Raw genomic sequence first — 22,438 nt, forward strand, 5'->3', positions numbered from 1 at the left:
TTCGGTCGGGCCGAACGCCCTCCGACCAGGCCGCCGTACCGCGCCGACCGGAGGGCGTCTGCCCTTTCGGGGCAACCGGACAGGGCCTCCGAGGGCAACCGGCCCGGCCCCCGCGGGCCGCGAAGTCTGCCCCGGTGGACCACTGACGACCCGTCGGCCCGGCACCCGGATTGCCCCGCGCGCACCGGCGGTGGACGTTGGGCCGGGGCCCGAACCGTTCCGGTCCGAACGATCGGACCGAAGAGACCCGGGCCCCGGACGACCGGACCGGAGGGGATCACGCCCCGGACGATCGCAGCGCAGCCGCTCAGCCCGCGGACGACCCGGTCCGGGTGAGCAGGCCCGCGAGGAGGTGCCCCGCGGCGGTGGCCCGCCGGTCGGCGGCCTCCGGTGCGGGGGTGGCGGCCCGGGGGCCCTTGGGGCGGTGGTCCAGGACCTCCCGGACCACCCGCCGCCCGACGCCCATCGCGTCGTAGCCGGCCGGATCGCGGGCGAAGGCGGCGGCCGCCGAGGCCAGGGACGCCCGGGCGTCGGCCGTCCCCGACGGCATGCCGGCCAGCAGCCGGCCGGCCGCCACCTCCGGCTCCCACGCCTCGGCGCAGGTCAGCACGGACGGCAGGGTCCGGCCGCCGAGTTCGGCGTAGCCGTCGGCGGTCAGCGCCCGGACCACCACCGCCGCCTCGTCCGACGGGCCCTGCTCCCCCGACGGTTCACCCGGCCCCTCCCCCGGCCGCTCGCCAGCACCCGGTGCGGTCGGCTCGAACACGCTCCGGCAGGCCCTCAGCCGCAGTTCCTTCGGCGGGTACCCGCCGAAGGCGAGCGGCGGGAGGTCGGCCAGCGCGTCGGACAGCGTGTCGAGGTAGGCGGGGCCGCAGGCCAGGCAGGCGCAGACGTCCGCGAAGACCTCCGTCACCCAGTCCTCCCAGAGCCGCTGGCGCTCGGACGGGAGGCCGCTCCCCCGCACCCTGGCCCGCAGCGCGAGCCCCAGTCCGCAGTCGTCCTCGACGTGGTGGCCGGCCTCGTGCGCCACGGTGAGCAGCCCCGGCAGGTGCTCGGTCTGGTGCCAGGGCACGCCGATGATCGGGAACGGCAGCGTGCCCGCCGCCGCCTCGCCGGAGCGGGTGCGTACGGCCCCGGGCAGGAGCTCCCGGTAGTCGTGGCCGCGGCCGACCGCGAACGGGACCTCGGCCCGGTTGAGGAAGACCAGCGGCGGCACCCCGGGGCCCGTCCCGGCCGCGGCCGGCGCCGGCTGGTAGCAGGCCCAGGCGAGCTCGTCGGCCGTCTCCAGGAAGTCCCGGTACTGCGGCAGGCAGCGCAGGACGAGCTTGCCGCGGAAGAAGTCCCACACGTGGTGGAGGTCGAGGACCGGCTCGGTCAGTTCGCGGTCGGGGAGCCCGTCCAGGTCCCGCAGGCAGGTGCGCAGCAGCCGCACCAGGCAGGCCACCTGGCTGTGGTGCTTCTCCAGCGGCTCGCCGGGCCCGGTGGCCTCGGTCCAGCGGACGGTCTCCGCCTCCAGGCTCGCGACCAGGTGGCGGGTCCGGGCCCGGCTGCGCGCCTCGCGGTCGGCGCCGGTCATGACAGGACGTGGTCGGCGAAGGTGGTGGCGGTGGCGAACAGGGTGGTGTCGCTGGCCCGCCAGGTGGAGCCCTCCCAGACCGGACCGCTCCGGACCAGCACCAACTCGTGGAAGGCGTCGGCCAGTTGCCGCCGGTCCCGGACGGCGGTCGCCAGCTGGGCGACGGACGCGTAGGTGTGGTACTCGTTCAGCCCGATGCCGAGCACGGCGGCGGCGGGGAGCCTGGCGAACAGCTGGGCCGCGAACTGGTTGCGCCACAGCATCTGCTCGGGGATGTCCAGCGGGGACCCGGGCACCGGCGGATCGAGCACCACCACGCAGTCCGGGGACACCCGGAGCCACTCCGCCAGGGCGGCGGCCGGCAGGTCGAACCCCCGCGACCTGCTCTCCAGCCGCGACTCCGAGTACGCCACGGACATGTCGAAGTACGGACCCCTGGGGGTGGCCTCCAGCGGGGCACTGACGTGGACCAGGCTCGGCCGGGTGGTCAGCGGATCGCCGGAGTCGACGGCCTCCACGAAGCGGACGGTGAAGCCGAAGGACGCGTAGACGTCGGCGAGGGCCACCCCGGACAGCCGGTGACTGCCCCGGGACCCGTACTGCACGGCCGTGGGCGGGGCCACGATGACCACCGTGGGCGTGCCGGTCGAGGGGCGTTGCCGCTGCCGGGCCAGGTCGGCCAGGGACTCCGGGTCCGGCTCGGGGCCGCCGGCGGCCCGCGGCCCGGTCACCAGCGCGAGGGCCCGCCGGGTGCGCGGGCCGAGGAAGCCGTCGAGCGGCAGGTCCGGGTCGACCGTGTCGCGCAGCGAGGTCTGCAACTGGACGAGGGTGCCGTGCTCGGCCGCGCCGGGCAGGGTGCGGAACCCGTACGGCCCGGCGCCCGGCCCCGCTCCCCGGGGCTCGGTGACGGCCAGTTCCCACGGCAGCGCGTGGACGGCGGCGTCGTCGGACTCCAGGCGCAGCACCCGGTTCCGGTCCGGTTCCCGGACCGCCCCGAGCGCCTCGGCCAGGGGCTCGCGCAGGCGCTCCACCACGGCCCCGGGGTCGTTGAACAGCAGCCGCTGCAGCGCCTCGGTGTCCGCCGACGGCAGGCCGTCGGGGGCGGTCAGGCGGATCGCCAGCTGCCCGGCGGCCTGCGGCGGCTGCCAGGTCGGCGACGGGACGGGCTCGGCCGGGCGCTGCGGCCGGCCGAGCCGCTGGTAGAGGCGGTCGGCGGACGAGCGCGCGTCCGGGTCGTCGGCCAGTTCCGCGTAGGTGCGCAGCGTGTCCGCCGCCCAGCGGGTCGGCCGGGCCACCCGGGCCGAGGCGTCCAGCGCGCGGGTGATCAGTTCCCCGGCCCGCGCGGCGTCGCCGGCCCGCCGGGCGTCCTTGGCGAGCCCGGCCAGGACGGCGGCGTGCAGCAGCGGGAAGCGGTCGGCGATGGTCGACGGGTAGTCGCCGCGCGCGGGTTCGTCGGGGACGCCGAGCCGGGTGCCGGCCCGGAACCAGCGCCACCACTGCAGCGGGTCCCGGTGGTAGGTGTCCTCCTGGAGGACGGCCCGGGCCTCGTCGACGGCCGAATGGGCGCGGTCGGGCCGGCCGGCCAGCCGGTCGAGCTCGGCGAGCAGCGCCCGGTGCAGGGCCCGGTCCAGCGGGTCCGGCGCGTCGTCGGCGGCGGGGAACACCCGGTACAGCGGGGCGAGCACGGTGTCCGAGGCCTTGCGCGGGGTCCGGCAACGGCGCAGCTCGTCCAGGACGAACAGCCGGGCGGACGGCGGTTCGAGGGCTTCCAGGGCGTGGGCGAGCGCCTGGACCGACTCCCGGTCGCGCGGTGGGGGGTCGGAGCGCCGGGTCCTGCGCCAGTCCTCGACCATCCACTGGGTGGCCAGCAGGGCGGCCTGCCGGGGCGGCAGCCGCGGGGCCGGTTCCGCGGTCGGCCGCTCCGGGTCGGGCCGGCCGCCCTCGTCGAGGACGAGCTCGCGTGCGAGCAGGGCCGTGCGGAGCGCGAACTCGTCCTCGGGTGTGGCCGACCGGCCGGCCGGCGGGCCGGTGCGGGGGCCGGCGGCGGCGAGCAGTTCGCGCGCCTCCACCAGGTCGCCGACGTCGCGGAGCAGGAAGCGGGCGTGGAGGTAGCGGCACGTTGGGTGGCCGTCGTGGTAGCCGAGTTCCTGCCACAGGCTCTCGGCCTGCTGGAAGGACCGTTCCGCCTCCTCGACCCCGAGCAGTTCGCCGGACAGCACACCGCCGAGCTGGTGGATGCGGGCCCGCCACCGGTAGCGGGCCGCCCCGGGCACGCGTTCGGTGAGCAGGGTGGCGCGGTCCAGGGCCGTCCGGGCGCGCTCCTCCCGGCCGAGCATGAACGCCGCCCGGGCCCGGAGCAGTTCCGCCTCCACGGCGGCGTCGACGGCCGCGCCGCCGGCGGCCGGCCGGTCGTCCGTGCCGAGCAGGGGCCGTAGGACGCGCAGGGCGGCGCAGGGCCGCCGGCAGGCGAGCAGCAGCCCGGCCCGGGCGAGCACCAGGCTCGGGGAGGCGGCGAGCGGGGCGAGCGGTTCGAGCCGTTCGCACCAGCGCAGGGCCTCGTCCAGCCGCCCGTGCGCCTCGCGGTCGCGGGCGAGGGCGAGGCCGATCTCGACGGCCCGGACGGCCTTGCCCTCGCGCAGGGCCAGCTCGAAGGCCTCCTGGTAGGCGTCCTGCGCGGTCGGGTCGCCGGCGGCGGCCCTGCTGTCCCCGAGCACGCGCAGCGCGTCCAGGCGCTCGTCCGGGTCGGCCGCCGTCAGCGCGTGCTCGGCGCAGCGCACGGCGGCCTCGGCCCGGCCCTCGGCGTTCAGCAGCATCGCCCGCACGACGTGTTCCCCGCCGGGGACGGGCAGGGCCCGGGGCGAGGCGTCGCGGGCCCGGGCCGCCTGCTCCAGGGCGTACTCGACCTCGTCCCACTGCGGGTCCCCCGCCCCGACCCGGTCGCGCAGCGCCCGGCGGGCGAGCACATAGGCCTCCTGGAGCCGGGCCTCGGCCACCTCGGCGTGGGTGATCAGCGCCGTCCCGCGTCCGCCGCGCCGGGGCGTGCCGTCCTCGTCCAGGTAGTCGCCGCCCAGCACCTCGCAGGCGAGCTCGTGCAGCTCGTCGAGCGCGTCGGCCTGCCGGGCCCGCCGCAGTGCGCTCCGCCAGGCGGCGGCGGCCTGCGGGTCGCCCGGCTGGAACCGGTGGTAGAGCGCCTCCCGGGTGAACTCCGCCCAGCGGTCCGGGGCCCCTTCGGCGAGCAGTTCGAAGTGCCGGGCGAAGGCGCGGTGCAGGTCCTCGAAGACCGGGTGGTCGGCGAGGAGCAGCCGCTGGGGCACCAGCACGTCCGGGTGGAAGACCACCGTCGAGGGGTCCTCGGCGGCCTGCGAGACCCAGGAGGAGCCGCCGGCGTAGTTGAGCAGCTCGGCCCAGATCCGGTCGAGCTCGGCGGTGGTCCCGGGCGGCCGGGTGAACGGGTAGGCGTCCGGGCCGCCGAGGCCGTCGGTGTCCGCCCTGGGGTCGTCGCTCGGGGTGGGCCCCGCCATGTTGCGCAGGAACGGAGCCATCACCGCCAGGTCCTCGCGCCGCAGCTTGCGGGGGACGACGCCGTAGCGCAGCAGCCAGCGCACCGGCTCCTCGGTGATCCGGCACACCACCCGCTCGATCAGCGGCGGGATGACCGGGTCCCGGGTCTTCTCCAGGGCCTCGACGCCCAGGTCCGGGTCCAGCTCGATGGCGTCGGCGAACAGGGCGAGGACCAGCGGCCGGCCGTTGGCCCGCCGTCGGGCGACGGCCCGTTTGCCGGGGTCGGCGATGCCGCGGATGGTGCGGAGGTAGGTCTCGGCCTGCTCGTCGGTGAACGGCGTCACCTCGATGGACTCGACGCCCTTCAGCGCGGCCAGGGCCTCCGGGGCCCGTGTCGCCAGGTCGTACCGGCCGGCCAGCACGATGCGGAGCGCGGGGCAGTCCTGCTGCACCTCCCCCAGCAGCGCCAGGAAGCGGCCGACTCCGGGTGTGCCCCGCAGCAGCAGTTCCTCCGTGGTGTCGCAGACCAGCAGGGCCGGCCGGTCTCCGGCGGCGTCGTTGAACCGGTCGACGAAGACCCGGGTGACCTCCGCCCGCAGCGTGTCCGGGTCCCCGGTGGTCCGGAAGCCCTGGGCCGCGGTGCGGCTCAGGTCGGACGGACGGCGGCCGAGCAGGCTGCGGAACGACGCGTAGCGGTCCAGGCTGCCGAAGGTCCGCTTGCCCCAGCGGTCGTCGAACTGCGCGGCCGCCTCCAGCAGCGCCAGCCACGGGTGGCGGCCGACGGTCACCGGGGAGACCACGTCGAAGTCGATCCGGGCGCACGGGACGTCCCGCTCGGCGCCGGCGCAGTAGCGGGTGACGAGCCAGCGCAGCCGGGTGGTCTTGCCCATCCCGGCCGCACCGTGCAGCTGCCACGCCCGGACGTCGGTGCCGGCCAGCAGGGCGGCGGCCTGCTCCTCCAGTTCGGGCCGCGCCAGGTACTGCGCGCAGCGGGCGTAGTCCACCGCCCAGTGGCACCGGGCCCGTACGTAGCCCGCGCGGTCCTCCCGGACCCGGGCGACCTCCGGGCCGTACACGGAGAGGCGGTCGTCGTCGGCGAGCACGTCCAGCAGGTCCTGGCAGCGGGCGAAGTCCCGGGCGGTGTCCGCCGCGGTGAAGAGCTCGTCGAACAGCCGCAGCCCGCGCTTCCGGTCGCCCACCAGCAGGTGGCGCAGTTGCTCGCGCCGGTCCCCGGCGGCGGCCCGGTGCTCGGCGAGCCGCCGTTCCAGCTTCGCCAGGTCCCGGGGCGCCGCGCCGCCGGCCCAGTCCACGAGCCAGAGCTTCATGTAGGCCGCGCGGTCGTCCTGCGACAGCCGGTAGCGGCCCGGCTCGCCGGGCGCCGGCTCGACGACCTCCCGCTCGACCAGCCGGTCCAGCCCGGGCGGGCCGGGACCGGCGGACGGCCGGAGGACGCGGTCGAAGAGCTCCCGGTCGAAGACGCCGGCGGCGGCGCAGGCCTTGAGCAGGGGCTCCCACCCCGCCGGGAGCATCCGCCGACGGATCTCGTCGAAGTCGGCACCGGCCTCGATCAAGGCGGTGATCTGCTCGATCGATCCGGTCATGTGTCCGCTCCGTACAGGGTCTGCCGGATCGTTCGGAAGAGGTCGACCGCGACGCCGCCCCGCCTGGAGATCATCTTCGTGTATCCCTCGAACGCGCCCCGGACCTCCTCCGCGGCGAAGTTCAGGCCCGCCCGCTGGCAGTACTCGTCGGCCAGACGCAGGTAGTCGCGGTCCGGGAAGTCCCCGAGCGTCAGCACCGGCTGCCACCACCCGCCGTCCTCCGGGGGCAGTGCGCCCCGGTCGATCCAGTCCTTGGTGGTGACCAGGAGCAGCCTCAGCGGTGCCTCCCGCCGCCGCGCGACGGGCTCGATCAGTTCGGGGTAGACGGCCTGCCGGCACATCTCGGGCAGCAGGAACTCGGCGTGGTCGAGGGCGAGGACGTGGACGCGGTCGGGGTCCGGGTCGGCCGCGTGCAGGGCGTCCAGGAAGGCCCGGAAGATCCCCGCCCGGCGCCGGTCCGCCTGCCCGACCTGTTCGTCGAACGGCCGGCCCTGGTCCGCGACCGGTTCGGCGGGCGCGGCGCCGGGCCCGGCCGTCACCGGCACGGCGCCCGCGACCAGCGCGTTGAGTTCGGCGTTGAACGCGGAGAAGGCCTCCGGCCGCATCGGCTCCGGCTGGCTGTCGTCCAGGCAGCCGTCACGCACCGCCCGGAGCAGGCCCAGCCAGTCCTTGTGGGTGCTGCCGGGCTCTCCGCCGGCGCCGCCGGAAGGCCGACTCCTCAGGTCCACGTAGGTGATGCGGTGCCCGTGCAGGAAGCAGCTCAGCAGGCAGGAGCGGGTGAACCAGGTCTTGCCGGTGCACCGGGACCCGACCCGCGACTGCCCGGAGATGACCAGCAGCGGACGGCCCTCCTGCGGCCCGACGGGGTCGAGGGCCTGCCACGCCACCCGGCGCTCGTCCGCGCGGTCCACGAAGAGCTTCAGGTCGCGGTAGAGCGAGTTCTCACAGAGCGTGGTGATGGACCGCTCGGTCGGCACGAAGCGGATCGCCAGGGCCGCCTCCGGGTCACGCTGCGTGGCCAGCACCGGGAGCGCCCAGTACCCCTGCTCGCTGAAGCGGTTGCGCAGTTCCCGACGGGCGGTGTGCACGGCCCGGTCCACCGCGAGCCCCTTCACCACCTCCCGGTAGAGCGCGCAGGCGAAGGCGACGCCGGCCGGCGAGTCGATGTCGGCCTGCATCGACACCACCGCCTCGGCCTCGGCCTCGAGGAAGGCGTGGGCGAGGCCGCCGAGCTTGTCCACCGGGTCGGCCGCCGTCCGACAGGCGTTCAGGACGACGAGCCGGGGCCGCCATTCGTCCAGCAGCTCGGCGATGTCCTCGGACTCCAGGCTCCACTGCTCCTTCGGGTCGACCTCGGGGTTCTCCCGGGTGGCCCAGTTGAACGGCAGGGCGGCGGCGGCCCCCTCCACCGCGGGCATGCCGTGGCCGACGAAGTGCAGGACGTGCGGGCGCCACGTCCGGACCTCGTCGAAGAGCCGCTGGTGCGACGGGCCTTCGAGGACCTGGAGGTGCGCGCGGCCGGGCGAGGTGCCCAGCGCCGCCGCGATCGTGGCGTGCTCCTGGTCGGCGAGGTCCGTCCGGTCGAGCGGGTTGCAGACCACGAGCAGCACCCGCAGCGGCCCGAGCTCGGCGGGCCCGGCCGGCCGCCGCCCGGCGTCGGCCGGCGCCTCGCCGTTGCCGTCGCCGTCGCCCTCCGCGCCGGGGAAGCCGGGGACGGGGAGGTGCGCGGGCGCGTGCCGGCGTGAGACCAGCAGCCTCGGGTCGTGGAAGATCCAGCTCCCGCCGTCCCGGAGCAGCTCCCACGGCAGCCGCCGCAGGTCCTCGACCGCGATCTCCAGGCTCAGCCGCACCGGGTCCGCCCCGGTGTCCTCCGCCCGCGCGCCCGCCCGCACCCGGCCCCAGAGCGCGCCCACGGTGCCGGGGGTCAGCAGGGCGAACAGCCGCTCGCCCGCCGCCTTCCGCCGCTGGTCGGTGGTCCCCGGGCCGAGCACCCCGGTCAGGTCCTCGGCGCACCCGGCGGCCTCCGCGAGGTCCAGGTCCTCCACCGCCTCCCGCGGCGGGCCCGGTTCGAGCCCCGCCACCCGCAGACCGACCCTGGCGGGACCGTCACCCGTGCCCGCCGGCTCGGGCGGACCGGGTGCGAGGCGGAATCGGACGCTCGTCATCACGGCCTCGGACGGCGGGTCAGCCGCCCCGCGAAGGGGCGAACGGCAGTTGCTCGGCCTCGTCCACCGGGCCGAGGACGGCGGCGGGGTCGTCCCGGATCTCCTCGGTCAGCAAGGGGGGAAGGGCGGTGGGCAGGGCCCCGTGGCCCGGCTGCCGCGGCCCGTACTCGGCGTGCACCTTGCCCCGCCAGTTCTCGCGCAGCCGCACCACCTGGTAGAAGGGCGTGACGTCCGCGCCGGTCCACTCCGCGCCGAGGGCACTGCGGTGGACGACCGAGGCGTCGAGCGCCAGGTCGGCCAGCTGGAGCACCCCCGCGACGCCGGCCGACGCGGCCACCTTGAGCTCCGCCGTCGCGCCCGCGGCCGCCGCCGCGAGAACGGTGCCACCGCGGGCGGAGACCACGCTGGTGACGGCCAGCAGCGACTCGTCCCAGGCCTTGTTCCACCACAGCGTCGCCAGGTCGTTCGCCAGGCTCCGGACATCGGCGATCCCCGTCTGCGCGATACCGCGGAACACCACGAACGCCGTGTTCTCCTTTCCGAACGTGACCGACGCACCGGCGTCGATCGCGCTCAGTCCGGAAAGGGGATCGGGAGCGGCCCCGGCGGCTTTGAAACGCACACTCACGGACTTGTTCGAATCGTAAACGAACAGACCCGGCGGAGTCCCGTCCTCGGAAATGAACGAGACACCGCGGTCGGCCAGGCTGCCCGCCCTCCGGACCGAGTCCTGCCGGTCGAGCACGTCACCCAGGCGAACGCGGCTCGACGGGGGCCAAGTCACCCACCAGCCCCGCCATTGATCCCCCGTCATCGCCTTGCAGTAGACGTCGTAGCCGTTCATCGCGCCTCCCGCAGGCCGTGCGGCGGAAAGGAGACCGGGCTCGCTCCCTGAGGAGTTCGTCGACAGGCGGAATGCGTTCCACCGGCCGGTGGTTCAAAGGCCGACCAGGAGCGGCGCCCTTTGAATTCACGCTAGTCGCCGCAAAACGGCGTGTCAAAAGGCCCCCCACCGCCGCACCCGGCATTCCGTCACCCTTCGCAGCCGGTGCGGTCCGCGCGGCCCGGCGCCCCCGGATCCGGCGTCACAGCGCGCTACGGACCCGGCGTCACAGCGGGCTACGGACCCGGCCGGTGGATCAGCCCAGAACGGCGGGGTCCTCGGCGAGTTCGGCGAGCAGCGCGTCCAGCTTCGCGCGGTCGACCGAGGGCATCACGAAGACGTGCACGTAGCTGCGGCGGGTGGACTCGTCGCCCGGGACGAGCAGCACGTCCTGCGAGGACAGCGACCACTTGGCCACCAGCTCGGCGCTCGGCTTGCGGAACCGCACGGTGACCGCGCCCGGGGTGCGGGCCGGCCAGAGGTCGACGCCGAGCTCGTGCTCCATGGCCAGCAGGCGCCGCTCCAGGTAGTCGGCGAGCTCCTGCGCGGTCCGGATCCGGTCGACCTGGTCCTGGTAGGAGTGGCGGGACAGGTGGTCCCAGAGGATCAGCGGGGAGAAGCCGTTGCGGGAGCCGGCGAAGGTGGTGTCGGGGGCGCCCGTGTAGTCCGGCTGGGACGGCGGCGAGATCTGGTACTTCACCTTCGTCATGTAGATGCCACAGGGCCACGGCGCGCCCGCCCACTTGTGGCCGCTCATCGCGATCGAGGAGACCATGTCGACCTCGCCGTGGCCCGCGGTCGGCAGGGTGAGCCCGAAGTCGAACTCCGGCAGCTCCGTCTCCGGAGTCCAGCCGTACGCCGGGTCCTGCGAGGCCAGCCGGGCGAACGGCGCGTAGCCCGCGCCGAGCGCGCCGTCCACGTGGATCCAGAAGCCGCGACGCACGTCGACCAGCGGCCGCCCGGTGCGCGGGTCCGTCCCGTACGCCACCTCGCGCCGCACCAGGCCGTACCGCTCGAAGATCGGCAGCAGCCGCTCGCAGACCGTCCGGACGTCGTCGTGGGCGCCCTTGAAGGTGCTGCCGAGGTTGAGGTTGACGAAGACCGGGTGGCCCTTGGCGGCGAAGAACTCGACCAGCGCGGCGAGCGCGTCCACGTCCACCGAGCCCGGGCCGTCCCAGGCGAACCCGGACGGGCCCGGGGCGGAGGGCACCTCGGCCGGCCACTCCCGGCGCCCGGTGGCCGGGTCGACCAGCGGGCACTCGTCCGGGTACAGCTCCAGGCCGACGGCGTGGAAGGTCTCGACGGCCAGCACCCGGACGGCCTTGGCGAAGGAGTAGTGGGTGTCCTCGGAGTAGAACGCCACCGGGCGGTGGGCGTTCGGGTTGTCCCGGTCGGGCGCGGCCTGGACGTAGCGCAGCTCGTCCCCGGGGGCGGCCGGCGGGTGGATCAGCGCCTTGCCGCTGAGGTAGTCGCGGGCGTTCCAGAGCGCGTACATGTTGCCCTCGGTGGAGCCCATGGACAGCATGTAGCCCCAGTACGACTCCGGGTCGGCCGGGTCGTGCGGGCGCTCCGCGTGCCACAGCCGGGCGTAGTAGTCGAGCACGGCGCGCTCGACGACCTTGGTGTTCGGCTTGTAGCCGCCGCTCTGGAACGGGTCGCCGAGGTTGTTGATGTTGTTCGGCATGAACCGGGCCAGGTCCAGCGCGGTGCCCTTCATGTCCTGGGTGGCCTGGTAGCCGACCAGGTGCTCGCGCTTGCGCGTCAGGTACTCGTCCACGGTGTCCAGCGCGCGCAGCCGCTGGGCGTCGTCCAGCCCGGCAGCGGGGAGCACGAAGTCGCCGCAGTCCAGCTCCGGGCCCGGGTCGACGGCGGTCACGGTCCCGGTCTCGGTCTCTGCGAAGGGACTGGTGGCGGTGGCGGTCGGGCTCATCGGCGGGGCGCTCCGGACGTGGTGGGGGTCGAGGGGCGTTCACCGCTCGCGCCGCCCAGGATGGAACTTTCCGGCGATTCCCGGAAGACCGTCCGAAGAAGATTCGGCCGAAGCCCGAACAGGTTTGCTCATCGACGGAATCGGCTGGGATCCTGGCACTCATGCCGAACAATCCGCAGCGCCGGCGGGCCCCCATCGACGACACCGACCGGGCGATCATCCGTGCCCTGGCCGACAACGCCCGCCTCCCCAACAACGCCCTCGCCGAGGCGGTGGGCATCGCCCCCTCCACCTGCCTGGCCCGGGTCCGCTCCCTCCAGGACCGCGACGTCATCCGCGGCTACCGCGCCGACGTCGACCCGGCCGCCATCGGCCTGCCGCTCCAGGCGATGATCTCGGTCCGGCTGCGCGCCCACACCCGCGAGCAGAACGAGAGCTTCCGCGGCACCGCCCCCGACCTGCCGGGCGTCCTGGCCGTCTTCCACATGGCCGGCTCCGACGACTACCTCCTGCACGTCGGCGTCGCCGGCCCCGAATCCCTGCGCGACTTCGTCGTCGACCACCTCACCACCCACCCGGCGGTGGCCCAGACCCGCACCAACCTGATCTTCGAACAGATACCGGGCCGGCACTACCTCGGGCAGGGCTGACCGCTCCGGAACGGGCACGCCCCCGGCCGGTGACGGCGGCCGGTGACGGCGGCCAGTGACCGGCTGGACCGTCGACCGGCAACCGGCAACCGACGGCCAGTGGCGCGGATCACAGCGGGATTCCGACGGCCGGTGAAATGCCGGGGCCACCGCGGTGGTTGGCACGGGCAACCGTCTCCACACCGGCGCACCGCGCGGCACCGACCGACACCGCACCGCGCAGCACCGAATGGACGCACCGCTATCTGCGAGGAATCCCCATGACCGTCACCGAGCCGTCGACCTCCCGCGCGGCCGAGATCCTCTCCCGGCCCGTCACGATCAACGGGCTGACCGTGCCCAACCGCATCGTGATGGCGCCGATGACCCGCAGCTTCTCCCCGGGCGGCGTGCCCGGCGAGGACGTGCGCTCGTACTACGCCCGCCGCGCGGCCGCGGGCGTCGGCCTGATCGTCACCGAGGGGACGTACGTCGGCCACGAGTCCGCCGGCCAGAGCGACTCCATCCCGCGCTTCCACGGCGAGGAGCAGCTGGCCGGGTGGGCCCGCGTCGCCGAGGACGTCCACGCGGCGGGCGGCAGCATCGTGCCGCAGCTCTGGCACATCGGCATGGTGCGCAAGCAGGGCGACCCGCCGGTCGCCGACGCCCCCGCCGTCGGCCCGTCCGGCATCCGGCTCGACGGGACCGAGGGCGCGGGCCGGGCGATGACCCGGGCCGACCTCGACGCCGTGATCGGCGCCTTCGCCGAGGCCGCCGCGGCCGCCGAGCGGATCGGCTTCGACGGCGTCGAGCTGCACGGCGCCCACGGCTACCTGCTCGACCAGTTCCTGTGGGCCGGCACCAACCGCCGCACCGACGGCTACGGCGGCGACCCGGTCGCCCGGACGAAGTTCACCGCCGAACTCGTCGCGGCGGTGCGCGCGGCCGTCTCCTCGGAGTTCCCGGTGATCTTCCGCTACTCGCAGTGGAAGGCGGAGAACTACGACGCCCGCCTCGCCGAGACCCCGCAGGAGCTGGAGGCGATCCTCACCCCGCTCGCCGAGGCCGGCGTCGACGCCTTCCACGCCTCGACCCGCCGCTACTGGGTCCCCGAGTTCGACGGCTCGGACCTCAACCTGGCCGGCTGGACCAGGAAGCTCACCGGCCGCCCCGCCATCACCGTCGGCTCCGTCGGCCTCGACGGCGACTTCGTCCGCGCCTTCATGGGCGAGGGCGCCCCCGTCCAGGGCATCGACAACCTCCTCGACCGGCTGGAGCGCGACGAGTTCGACCTGGTCGCCGTCGGCCGCGCCCTGCTCCAGGACCCGCAGTGGGCCGCCAAGGTCCTCTCCGGCCGCTTCACCGACCTGCAGGCCTACGACGCCGCCGCGGTCCGCACCCTGAGCTGACCCGCATCGCCCCGAGGGCCCGGCCGCCGGTCGATCCGGCGGCCGGGCCCTGACCCGCTACCGCCGCGGCCCCGCCAGGGCGTACACCACGGTGCCGGTCGCCAGCAGGGTCCACGCCGTCCGGTCGGACGCCGTCGTGCCGGTGGGGAAGATCATCCAGTTGAGCACCTCTCCGGCGGTGCCGCCCGGGACCGGGACGAGGAGGGCCGCCGCGAGCCAGCCGGTCGGCAGGGTCCAGGCGAGCTGTGCCCCGCACAGCACCGCGCCGAGCGCGGCCAGGCCGACCAGGCCCGCGCTGTCCCGGACGACGACCCCGGTGGGGGCCAGCTCCGTTCCCACCGACTGGACCGCCAGCAGCGCCGCACCGGCGACCGCGCCGATCAGCAGCACGTGCGCCACCCGGCGGGGCAGCCACCGGATCGCGGCCGTCCAGTCCAGCAGCACGTCCTGGCCGCCGAGCCCGACCGAGGCCGCCGCCACGTGCGCGCCGAGGACGAGGACCGCCGTCCCCAGGTTCGACGGGCCGGGCTCGGCCAGCGCCCACACCGCCAGCCCGACCAGCACGACGGCGGCGGCCGAACCGGGCACCTGCCGTGAACGGGCGTACAGCGTCAGCCACCTCATCGGGACCCCTCCCCCGCCAGCGGCAGCAGCGGGTCGCCGGGCGCGCAGGAGAAGGCGCCGGCGCGCAGCTCGACGATCCGGGAGCGCTGCTCGGCCGGCGGCATCGCCGTCAGCTTCTGCCAGGCCGCGTCGGCCTCCGCCCAGGTCTTGGCGGAGTAGGCGTCGGAGCCCTTCTCCGTCAGCGGCCGGAGCTGGGGGTCGTGGAGGGCCCAGCTCACGGCGATGCTCTGGAGCGCGATGCCGCTGCTCCCCCCGCCCTCGCGGTCGTTGTTCCCGCGGCAGTTGGGTGTCAGCCCCTGGGAGATGAGCGCCCGGGTCAACGCGTCTCCCGTCGCGTCGGCGAACAGCCGCTCGTCGAAGTCGACCAGCACCACGTCGGCGTCGAGCCCGCGGTCGCCGCCGAGTTCGCGCGGCCTGTCGTCCTCCCGCACCGAGTGCGGTGCCCGGTCGCCCAGGAGGCCGCGCAGCACGTTCAGTGCCTCGTTGCCGCGCGGTGCGAGCTCGTCCAGGCGGGCGCGGTTCGCCCGGGTCACGCAGACCGGTCCGTCGCAGACCAGGGCCGCGGCGGTCCTGTCCACGACGTAGGAGTCGCGCGGATCGGCGGGCAGGACGAGCAGTGCCAGGGCCGCGCCGGCCAGGACCGGGACCACGGCGAGCAGCCGGGCCCGGCGGGTCACGGCCGACAGCAGGGCGAAGCCGGTGGCGAGCAGGCCGAGTAGCCAGAGCGTCTGTCCGAGGTGCACCGAGCCGGACAGCGTCAGCAGCATCTCCCGCGGGTCCGCGACCGCGGGGGACAGCAGGAAGATCTGGTTCGGCGCGTTGCCCGACGGCACCAGCCCCTCGGTCCGCGCCCGCAGGAAGCTGGTCAGTGCGAGGAAGGACACCACCAGGGCGGGCGGGGTGAGCACATGGGGCAGGGCCCGCGCGACGCCCATGCCGAACACGGCCCCCGCGACCAGGGCCAGCGCCGCCACCAGCGAGATCGGCAGCCAGCCGAGCGGTGCGTAGGTGGTCCGGCCGAGGGCCACCTGGGCCCCGCCGACGAGCACCAGCAGGCCGAAGCCCGCCGTCACCGCGAGCGCCGTCGCACCGGCCGGCAGCGTCGCCCGGCGCCAGGCCGGCAGCGGTGTGGTGACCAGCAGTTCGGCCATCCGCGAGCGGGAGTCGCGCAGCCCGTACACGGCTCCCATGCCCACCACGAGCGGCCACCAGAAGGCCAGCAGGTAGCGGGTCCACATCGCCATGGAGGTCCACTGGGCCGTCCACCCGGCGGTGCCCTTCCACCAGATGCCGTCGATCAGGAAGAAGACCGCCAGGCTGCCGGCCAGGACGACGACGCCGGGCCAGGGGGCGACCGAACGCCTCAGTTCGGTGCGCAGGACACGTGCGTTCACCAGGTGCCTCCCGGCCGGCCGGAGTTGCGGAGCAGCGCCGAGTAGCCGCGCTCCAGGGGGCTGTCGCCCGGGTGCTCGGGGCCGCCCGCCGCGGCCAGGTCGTCCGGCGTGCCCTGGAAGACGAGGCGGCCGTCGGCGAACAGCACCACGTCGGAGCAGGCCGCCGCGACGTCCTCGACCAGGTGGGTGGAGACCACCACGCAGGTGTCGCGGCCCAGTTCCTGGAGCAGTTCGCGGAACCGCAGCCGCTGCGCCGGGTCCAGGCCGGCCGTCGGCTCGTCCAGCAGCAGCACCGCGGGATCGTTGACGATGGCCTGCGCGATGCCGGCCCGCCGCACCATGCCGCCGGACAGGGTCTTCATCCGGTGGTCGGCGCGGTCCGCCAGGCCCACCCGTTCCACGGCCCGCTGGACGGCCGCCGGGACGGCCGCCTTTGGCACCTCCTTCAACCAGGCCATGTACTCGACGAACTCACGCACCGTGAAGCGCTTGTAGTAGCCGAACTCCTGCGGCAGGTAGCCGATCCGGCGGCGCAGCGCCCGGTGGTCGCCCAGCCCGCCCACGGCGGTGCCGAGCAGCTCCAGTTCACCCCCGGCGGGGCGCAGCACGGTGGCCAGCGCCCGGATCAGGGTGGTCTTCCCCGCCCCGTTGGGCCCGAGCAGGCCGTGGGTGCCGATGCCCAGGGACAGGTCGAGCCCGTCCACGGCCATCTTCCGTCCGACCCGCACCCTCAGGTCCTCGGCCCGGATCTCCCAGGCGTAGGTCTTGGGCGCGGTGTCGGCCACGCTCGTCACGGATGTCATGCGGTGGTCCCCTTCGAGGGTCGACAACGTTGTCACAGCGTTTTCACAGCGGGCGTTCTCACGGCGGGCGCTCTCACGGCGGGCGCTCTCACAGCGTCGAGTACGCGTTCCTGCGGGCGATCACGGCGCCGGTACCGAGCGCGAGGAGCAGCCCCCACACCGGCAGCCGGTCCGGCTGCAGCAGGAGCCCCGGGGCGAGCGGGAGGTGGCCGCTGAGGTGGCCGGTGATCCAGGCGGGCGCCACGACGACGGCGCCCCACACGGCCGCCAGCCCGGTGGCGGCGCGGGTCACGCCGACCACGCTGCCCAGGGCCAGGGCGGTGGAGGTGAAGGCCAGCGAGGGCAGCAGCCACTGCGCGGCCGACATGGTCCCGGTCAGCCAACCCCCCACCAGGAGCCCGGGCAGCACCACCAGGAGGACCGCCGTGGTGCGCCGCAGGAGCAGCGGCAGGCCGGCCCGGGCCGTCGAGGCCGTCAGTTCGTACGCCGGGTCCAGGGCGCGCGACCAGGACAGGGCCACGCCGCACAGCGGCAGCACCGGCGCGATCGACGACGCCGGGGAGGCCCCGCCGACCGAGGTCGGCGACGCGACCGCGTCCAGCAGCAGCGCCAGCAGGGTCACGGCGGCCGTCATCGCCAGCCACGGCGCCAGCACCGGCGTCAGCCAGGCCGACACCCACCGCGGCCGGTACCGCCGCGGGCGCACCCCGGCGGCCGCGTCCAACTGCGGCTCCAGACCGGCCCGGACGGTGTCGACGAGCGCGGCGACCTCGGGCGCCCCGGTGGCCACCGAGGCCGCCAGCAGGCTCCGGCACGGCGCGCACGCCTCCAGGTGGGCCTCCAGCGCCCACACCGTGTCCGCGGCCATCGCCGCGTCACCCCGCGCGTAGTCGTCGATCAACCGCCTCGACGCGTGTTCCCCGTTCGTACCGCCCCTCATGCCAGCGCCTCCCGCATCGCGATCCGGGCCCGGCGGGCGCGGGTCTTGACCGTGCCCTCGGGCAGTCTGAGCAGGACGGCGGTCTCCCGGACGGAGAGCCCGTCCAGCACCGTGGCCTGCAGTACCTCTCGGAGCTCCGGCGCCAGCCGGCGCAGAGCGTCCCCGACGTCGCCGCCGACGGTCCCGGCGAGCGCCTCGTCTTCGGCCGCGGGCACCACCGCCCGCTCGGCCGCGGCGGCGGGCGGCTCGGCGTGGTGGGCGCGGCGCCGGAACGCGTCGACCAGCCGGCGCGCCGCGATCGTCCACAACCAGCCGACGGCCGTCCCGCCGACCGCGCTCCCGGCGAACGCGCCGGCCGCGCGCCACACCGCCAGATAGGTCTCCTGCATGACCTCGGCGACGATCTGCTCGTCCGCGCACCGGCGGCGCAACCGCACCGCCAGCCACGGCGACGTCCGCCGGTACAGCTCGTCGAACGCCCCGCGGTCGCCCTTGGCCACCCGCTTGACGAGGCCTTCCTCGTCCAGCTGGTCCACTGTTCTCCTGCGTGATCTCACACCAGCCAGACGCGGGGTGCCGCGCCCGGGTTCTGCGGATGCCGTGACCTGCGTCACATCCCCGCGGTCGCCCCGCCGCTTCTCCGCCGCCCCTCCGCCGTTCGATGGGGGCCGCACCCCCCGAACGGCGGGTGGCGATTCCGGGCATCTGTTCCGCAATCAGGCGGGCGCACCTGAAATGTCTTGCATTCAACAAAAAGGCGTGGCCGAATCCCGCCGATCAGCGCGGCGCAGCCGCCGATCCGGCCATCGTGAGATGTACCTCACCCTTTCATCGACGCCACCCGTGGAAAGTCGCTTGATGGGGCCTCAGGCCGCCACTCTGTCGATCCCTCGCGAGCTTCTGGCTGCGATACGAAGGTGCATCGGGGTGCTAGCCTGTGTTTCGTGCGAGCAGGGGGCCACGCACTCTTCACTTCGCACAAGTTGACCCGTGATCAGCGGCCATTCGGGGCCTTCCCTGCCGCAGCACGGTCTCCACCGATCCGGCGTCCCGAAAGGGGCGCGGCGGAATGCGAATTCCGCAGACCGCCGGATCACCGATCACCCTCGACCATTCGGGCGAGGTCGTCGCACCACACGACCTCCGCCTCACCCTCGCATGCCTCAAAGCAGGAATCGATGCCCGCTCACCCGATATCCGAACTCATACGCTTCGCGCGCCGCAATTCACCCTTCTATGCGGAGCTGTACGCCGGTCTACCCGACCGGACGGCGAAGCTGACCGATCTCCCGGTCGTCCCGCAGGCCGAGTTCTGGCAGGCGAACACGCCTCGCGACAACCGGCTGCTGACCGGGCCGCTGGAGGAGGCGGTGGTCTTCAAGAGCGGCGGCACCACCGGCTCGCCGAAGTTCTCGTTCTACAGCCGGGAGGAGTGGCGGGAGTTCACCACCTCGTTCGGCTCCGGGCTCGTCGACGCCGGACTGCGCCCGGGACACCGGGTCGCCGACCTCTTCTACGCGGGCGACCTGTACGCCAGCTACACCTTCGTCCTCGACTCGCTGCACCGCTCGCCCGTCGCCAACGTCAGGCTGCCGATCGGCGGTGCGGCGCCGCTGGAGTCGACCGCACGGACCCTGGAGCAGTTCGAGGCCGAGGTGGTGGCCGGCACCCCGACCACGCTGTGCGCGCTCGCCGATCACCTGCTCGCCGCCGGACGCGAACTCCCGCGCGTGGAGCTGCTGCTGTTCGGCGGTGAGGGCCTCTACCAGGACCAGCAGCCCCTGCTCGCCAAGGTCTTCCCCAACGCCCGTGTCTCCTCGATCGGTTACGCCGCCGTCGACGCCGGACTGCTCGGCCGGCCGGTACCCGGGCCCGACACCCGGGTGCACCGGGTGTTCGCCCCGGAGACGGTGCTGGAGATCCTCGACGACCACACCGGCGAGCCGATCACCGCCGAGGGCGTGCCGGGCCGGGTCGTGGTGACCGACCTGCGGCGACGGCTGATGCCCGTACTCCGCTACCCCGTCGGGGACCGCGCGGAGTGGACCGACCTCGCCGCCGGGCGGTTCCGCATCCTCGGCCGGGCCCAGGAGGGCGTCCGGGTGGGGCCGGTGTCGCTCTACACCGAGGACGTGCTCGACCTCGTCCGGGCCGCCGACCCGGCCGGCCGGGTGACCGGCGCGCAGCTGGTGGTGCGCCGCTGGGACGGCCGGGACGGACTGGTCCTGCGCCTGGCCTGCGACGGGAACCCCGCCGGACTCCACGAGCTGGCCGCCGCCGTCGAGGCCGGGATCCATGCGGCGCGGCCGCTGTACCCGGAGGCGGTCGCCGCCGGGTACGTCCACCCGCTGTCCGTCTCCTGGGTCCGCCACCACGAGCTCGCCGTCAACGCGCGGACCGGCAAGCTGATCCGCGTCCTCGACGAACGGCCGCACTCATGACGGCCACCGGAACGGCCACGCAACCGGTCACCGGGCCGGCCGACGAACCGGCCGCGCGCCGTCTGCCGCTCGTCCTGCGCAACCGGCGGTTCGGCGCCGTGTGGGCCGCCCAGGTGCTCACCCAGGCCGCCGGGCGGATGTTCCAGGTCGGCACGGTCTGGTGGCTGGTGGGCTACGCCGCCGGTGCGGACCGCGGCCTCGCCTCCGGTGCCTTCCTCGCCGTCAGCACCCTGCCCGCGGTCGCGCTGGCGCCGCTGGTGGCCTCGCTCATCGCCCGCCGCCCGCACCGGACGGTGCTGGGCGCCTCGGCCGCCCTGGCCGGTCTGGTCGCCCTCGGCACGGCCGGCTGGACGTACGCCGGGACGCCGCCGATGGCCGTCGCGTACGGTGCCGCGCTGCTGCTGGCGGGCTGCCAGGCGGTCTTCGACCCCTGCCTGACCACGTCCGTCCCCGAGCTGGTCGAGGACGCCGACATCGAGACCGCGACCGGGTTCGAGCTCTCCACCCAGTCACTGGCCGGGCTCGCCGGCGGGCTGCTGGGCCCGCTGGTGGTCGACACCGCGGGCCCGGCCGGCGTCGTCGCCGGGTGCGCCGGCGCCTATCTGCTGGCGGCTTCGCTGATCGGCGCGACCCGGTTCCCGGGGCCGACGGCACCGGGGGCGGACGTGCCGGCCCCGGCCGGCGACGGACCCGGGCCGAGCCGCCCGCTGCGCCGCATCCTGTCCGAACTGCCCTTCATCCGGCAGGTGTTGCTCTGCTTCGCCGCGGCCAACGTGTTCACCACGGCGGTGTTCGTGGTGATGCCGCTGTACACCCGCACGGTGCTGCACGCCGACGGCTCGACCGTCGCCGCCCTGGAGGCCGCCCTCGGTGCCGGCACGCTGGTGGGCTCGTTCACCGGCGGCCGCCTCCCGGGCGCTCCCACCGCGGTCGGGGCCGGCTGCCTGGTCCTGATGGCCGCCGCGCTCGGCCTGCCCGGCCTGGCCGCCGGCCACGCCGCGGCGCTCGGGGCGATGGCCGTCGCCGGCTGGTGCGTGGGCGTGATCGGCGTACGGTTCGTGGCGCTGTTCCAGCGGCTGGTTCCGGCCGCGGACCGGCCCGGCTTCTTCGCGGTGATGCAGGCCCTGCTGGGGGCGACCTTCCCGGTGTCCTCACTGGTCTTCGGCCTGCTCGGCGACCACCTCCCGGCACGGACGCTCTGCCTGGTCCAGGCCCTCGGCGTCCTGCCGGTCGCCGCCGCGCTGTGGTGGACCGGCCGGCGCGAGCCGGAACCGGTGGCGGCCCCGCAGGAGGCCCCGGCCCCGGCCGCCCAGCCGATCGGGGACGTGCGATGACGACCGCGGCGACCCTGACGATCGCCCCCGCCGCCCCGCAGGACGTCGCGCAGCTGCGCCAGCTCTACTTCGACGTCTACGGCCACGGCTACCCGGTCGCGCTCGGCAGCGACCCCGAGGAGATGCGCCGCCTGATCGCCGACCCGCACACCCACTGGCTGACCGCGCGTCACGAGGGCGCCGGCCACCTGGCCGGCTCGGTGGCCGTGCAGACCGACCCCGGCAGCCGGATCGGCAAGCTGGTGGGCCTGGCGGTCCACCCGGACCAGCGGGGCGGCGGGCTGGCCGGACGGCTGACCGCCGAAGTCTGCGGGGACGCCTTCGCGACCGGCGCCCTGGACTCGGTCTACGCGACCGTCCGGGTGGTCACCCCCGGCCCGCAGCAGGTCTTCGCCCGCAACGGCTTCCAGGCCCTCGGCCTGCTGCCGAACGCGGTCGAGGTGGCCGGGTGCGAGAGCCTCGCGCTGTTCGCCCGGCACGCCGACGGCGTCCTGGCCCGGCGGGAGGACGTCGGCCGGGTGCCGGACGCCCTGCTGCCGCTGCTGGCGGCGGCCCGGCGGAGCACCGGCATCCCGTACGGCCACCCGCTCCCGGCGGACGGGCCCGCTCCGCTCACCGCGCCCGTGACCGCACCGGTGAACACGCCCGTAAGCGCACCGGCAACCGCGCCGATGGAGCTGATCGCCGCGCCCGGCTTCGTCCGCCGCCGGTTCCTGCAGCTCTTCCCCGACCCGGCGGAACGGTTCTTCCCGCTGCACGTCCCGAACGCCGTCCTCACCCCGCCGGACGGCTCGTTCGAGGCGTACGCCGACCTGGACCCGGTCGCGGCGAGCTGCTCGCTGGTCGCCGTGCACCCGTCCCCGGCGGCCGTCACCGGCGCGCTGGAGCCGCTGATGGCGGCCGTCACCCGGGCCGGCGCCGACTACGTCGAGACGCTGCTGCCGCTGGCCGACACCGCCGGGCTCAGCGCCTTCCTGGCCGCCGGGTTCATCCCCAGTGCCGTCTACCCGGCGATGCGCCGGATCGGCGACCGGTTCCACGACTACGTGGTGCTGTCCCGGACCAGCCGTCAGATCGACTTCCGGACCACGGCCGTCAGCGTGCCGCTCCAGCCGTACCTGGCGGCCTACCTGACCGCCTGGACCTCGACCTACCTACCCCTTCCCGAGGTTGCCCCGTGACCGTCCGTCCCGTGAACGCCCATCCCG

At 75.1% G+C, this 22,438-nt stretch carries 15 protein-coding genes; 5 read left to right on the forward strand and 10 right to left on the reverse strand.

What is annotated here, in order from left to right; translation table 11 throughout:
* Positions 1-307: 307 nt before the first annotated feature.
* From ACYP53_RS34305 to ACYP53_RS34325, 5 genes are all read right to left on the reverse strand, one after another.
* Positions 308-1,576, reverse strand: coding sequence for a hypothetical protein (locus tag ACYP53_RS34305; RefSeq protein WP_459650346.1), 1,269 nt, complete (start codon positions 1,574-1,576; stop codon positions 308-310).
* A complete protein-coding gene (locus ACYP53_RS34310; RefSeq protein WP_459650347.1) occupies positions 1,573-6,678 on the reverse strand; it encodes a hypothetical protein in 5,106 nt (1,701 codons plus the stop codon). The genes ACYP53_RS34305 and ACYP53_RS34310 overlap by 4 nt, the downstream gene beginning before the upstream one ends.
* Positions 6,675-8,843, reverse strand: a complete 2,169-nt coding sequence (locus ACYP53_RS34315; protein WP_459650348.1) for a CHAT domain-containing protein — start codon at positions 8,841-8,843, stop codon at positions 6,675-6,677. Before ACYP53_RS34315 ends, ACYP53_RS34310 begins: the two co-directional genes overlap by 4 nt.
* A gap of 19 nt (positions 8,844-8,862) precedes the next feature.
* The gene (locus ACYP53_RS34320) at positions 8,863-9,687 is read right to left on the reverse strand and encodes a hypothetical protein (protein WP_459650349.1); all 825 of its coding nucleotides are present in this window, start codon (positions 9,685-9,687) and stop codon (positions 8,863-8,865) included.
* 295 nt (positions 9,688-9,982) lie between these two features.
* Complete coding sequence (locus tag ACYP53_RS34325; protein WP_189917845.1) at positions 9,983-11,656, reverse strand: PLP-dependent aminotransferase family protein; 1,674 nt, start codon at positions 11,654-11,656, stop codon at positions 9,983-9,985.
* Positions 11,657-11,817: 161 nt separating this feature from the next.
* Between ACYP53_RS34325 and ACYP53_RS34330 the strand changes: the two genes are divergently transcribed.
* A complete protein-coding gene (locus ACYP53_RS34330) occupies positions 11,818-12,306 on the forward strand; it encodes an Lrp/AsnC family transcriptional regulator (RefSeq protein ID WP_229928712.1) in 489 nt (162 codons plus the stop codon).
* A 260-nt stretch (positions 12,307-12,566) separates the two neighbouring features.
* Positions 12,567-13,694, forward strand: a complete 1,128-nt coding sequence (locus ACYP53_RS34335; RefSeq protein WP_459650350.1) for an NADH:flavin oxidoreductase — start codon at positions 12,567-12,569, stop codon at positions 13,692-13,694.
* A gap of 57 nt (positions 13,695-13,751) precedes the next feature.
* Here the strand turns inward: ACYP53_RS34335 and ACYP53_RS34340 are convergent, their stop codons facing one another.
* The 5 genes from ACYP53_RS34340 to ACYP53_RS34360 all read right to left on the reverse strand — a co-directional run bounded on the left by ACYP53_RS34340 (position 13,752) and on the right by ACYP53_RS34360 (position 17,982).
* Positions 13,752-14,318, reverse strand: a complete 567-nt coding sequence (locus ACYP53_RS34340; protein ID WP_459650351.1) for a hypothetical protein — start codon at positions 14,316-14,318, stop codon at positions 13,752-13,754.
* On the reverse strand, positions 14,315-15,712 hold the full coding sequence (locus tag ACYP53_RS34345; protein ID WP_459650352.1) for a hypothetical protein: 1,398 nt from the start codon (positions 15,710-15,712) through the stop codon (positions 14,315-14,317). Before ACYP53_RS34345 ends, ACYP53_RS34340 begins: the two co-directional genes overlap by 4 nt.
* Complete coding sequence (locus tag ACYP53_RS34350) at positions 15,709-16,515, reverse strand: ABC transporter ATP-binding protein (RefSeq protein ID WP_459650353.1); 807 nt, start codon at positions 16,513-16,515, stop codon at positions 15,709-15,711. The genes ACYP53_RS34345 and ACYP53_RS34350 overlap by 4 nt, the downstream gene beginning before the upstream one ends.
* Before the next feature lie 88 nt (positions 16,516-16,603).
* On the reverse strand, positions 16,604-17,455 hold the full coding sequence (locus ACYP53_RS34355) for a zf-HC2 domain-containing protein (protein WP_459650354.1): 852 nt from the start codon (positions 17,453-17,455) through the stop codon (positions 16,604-16,606).
* Positions 17,452-17,982 carry an RNA polymerase sigma factor gene (locus ACYP53_RS34360; protein WP_459650948.1) on the reverse strand — a complete coding sequence of 177 codons (531 nt, stop codon included), beginning with the start codon at positions 17,980-17,982 and terminating at the stop codon, positions 17,452-17,454. The genes ACYP53_RS34355 and ACYP53_RS34360 overlap by 4 nt, the downstream gene beginning before the upstream one ends.
* 651 nt (positions 17,983-18,633) lie before the next feature.
* Between ACYP53_RS34360 and ACYP53_RS34365 the strand changes: the two genes are divergently transcribed.
* The 3 genes from ACYP53_RS34365 to ACYP53_RS34375 are packed head-to-tail and all read left to right on the forward strand — an operon-like array spanning position 18,634 to position 22,411.
* Positions 18,634-19,896, forward strand: coding sequence for a phenylacetate--CoA ligase family protein (locus tag ACYP53_RS34365; protein ID WP_459650355.1), 1,263 nt, complete (start codon positions 18,634-18,636; stop codon positions 19,894-19,896).
* Positions 19,893-21,230 carry an MFS transporter gene (locus ACYP53_RS34370; protein WP_459650356.1) on the forward strand — a complete coding sequence of 446 codons (1,338 nt, stop codon included), beginning with the start codon at positions 19,893-19,895 and terminating at the stop codon, positions 21,228-21,230. The genes ACYP53_RS34365 and ACYP53_RS34370 overlap by 4 nt, the downstream gene beginning before the upstream one ends.
* Positions 21,227-22,411, forward strand: a complete 1,185-nt coding sequence (locus tag ACYP53_RS34375; RefSeq protein WP_189917819.1) for a GNAT family N-acetyltransferase — start codon at positions 21,227-21,229, stop codon at positions 22,409-22,411. Before ACYP53_RS34370 ends, ACYP53_RS34375 begins: the two co-directional genes overlap by 4 nt.
* Positions 22,412-22,438 lie beyond the last annotated feature (27 nt).

The sequence above is a fragment of the Kitasatospora sp. Ki12 genome (assembly GCF_054601375.1).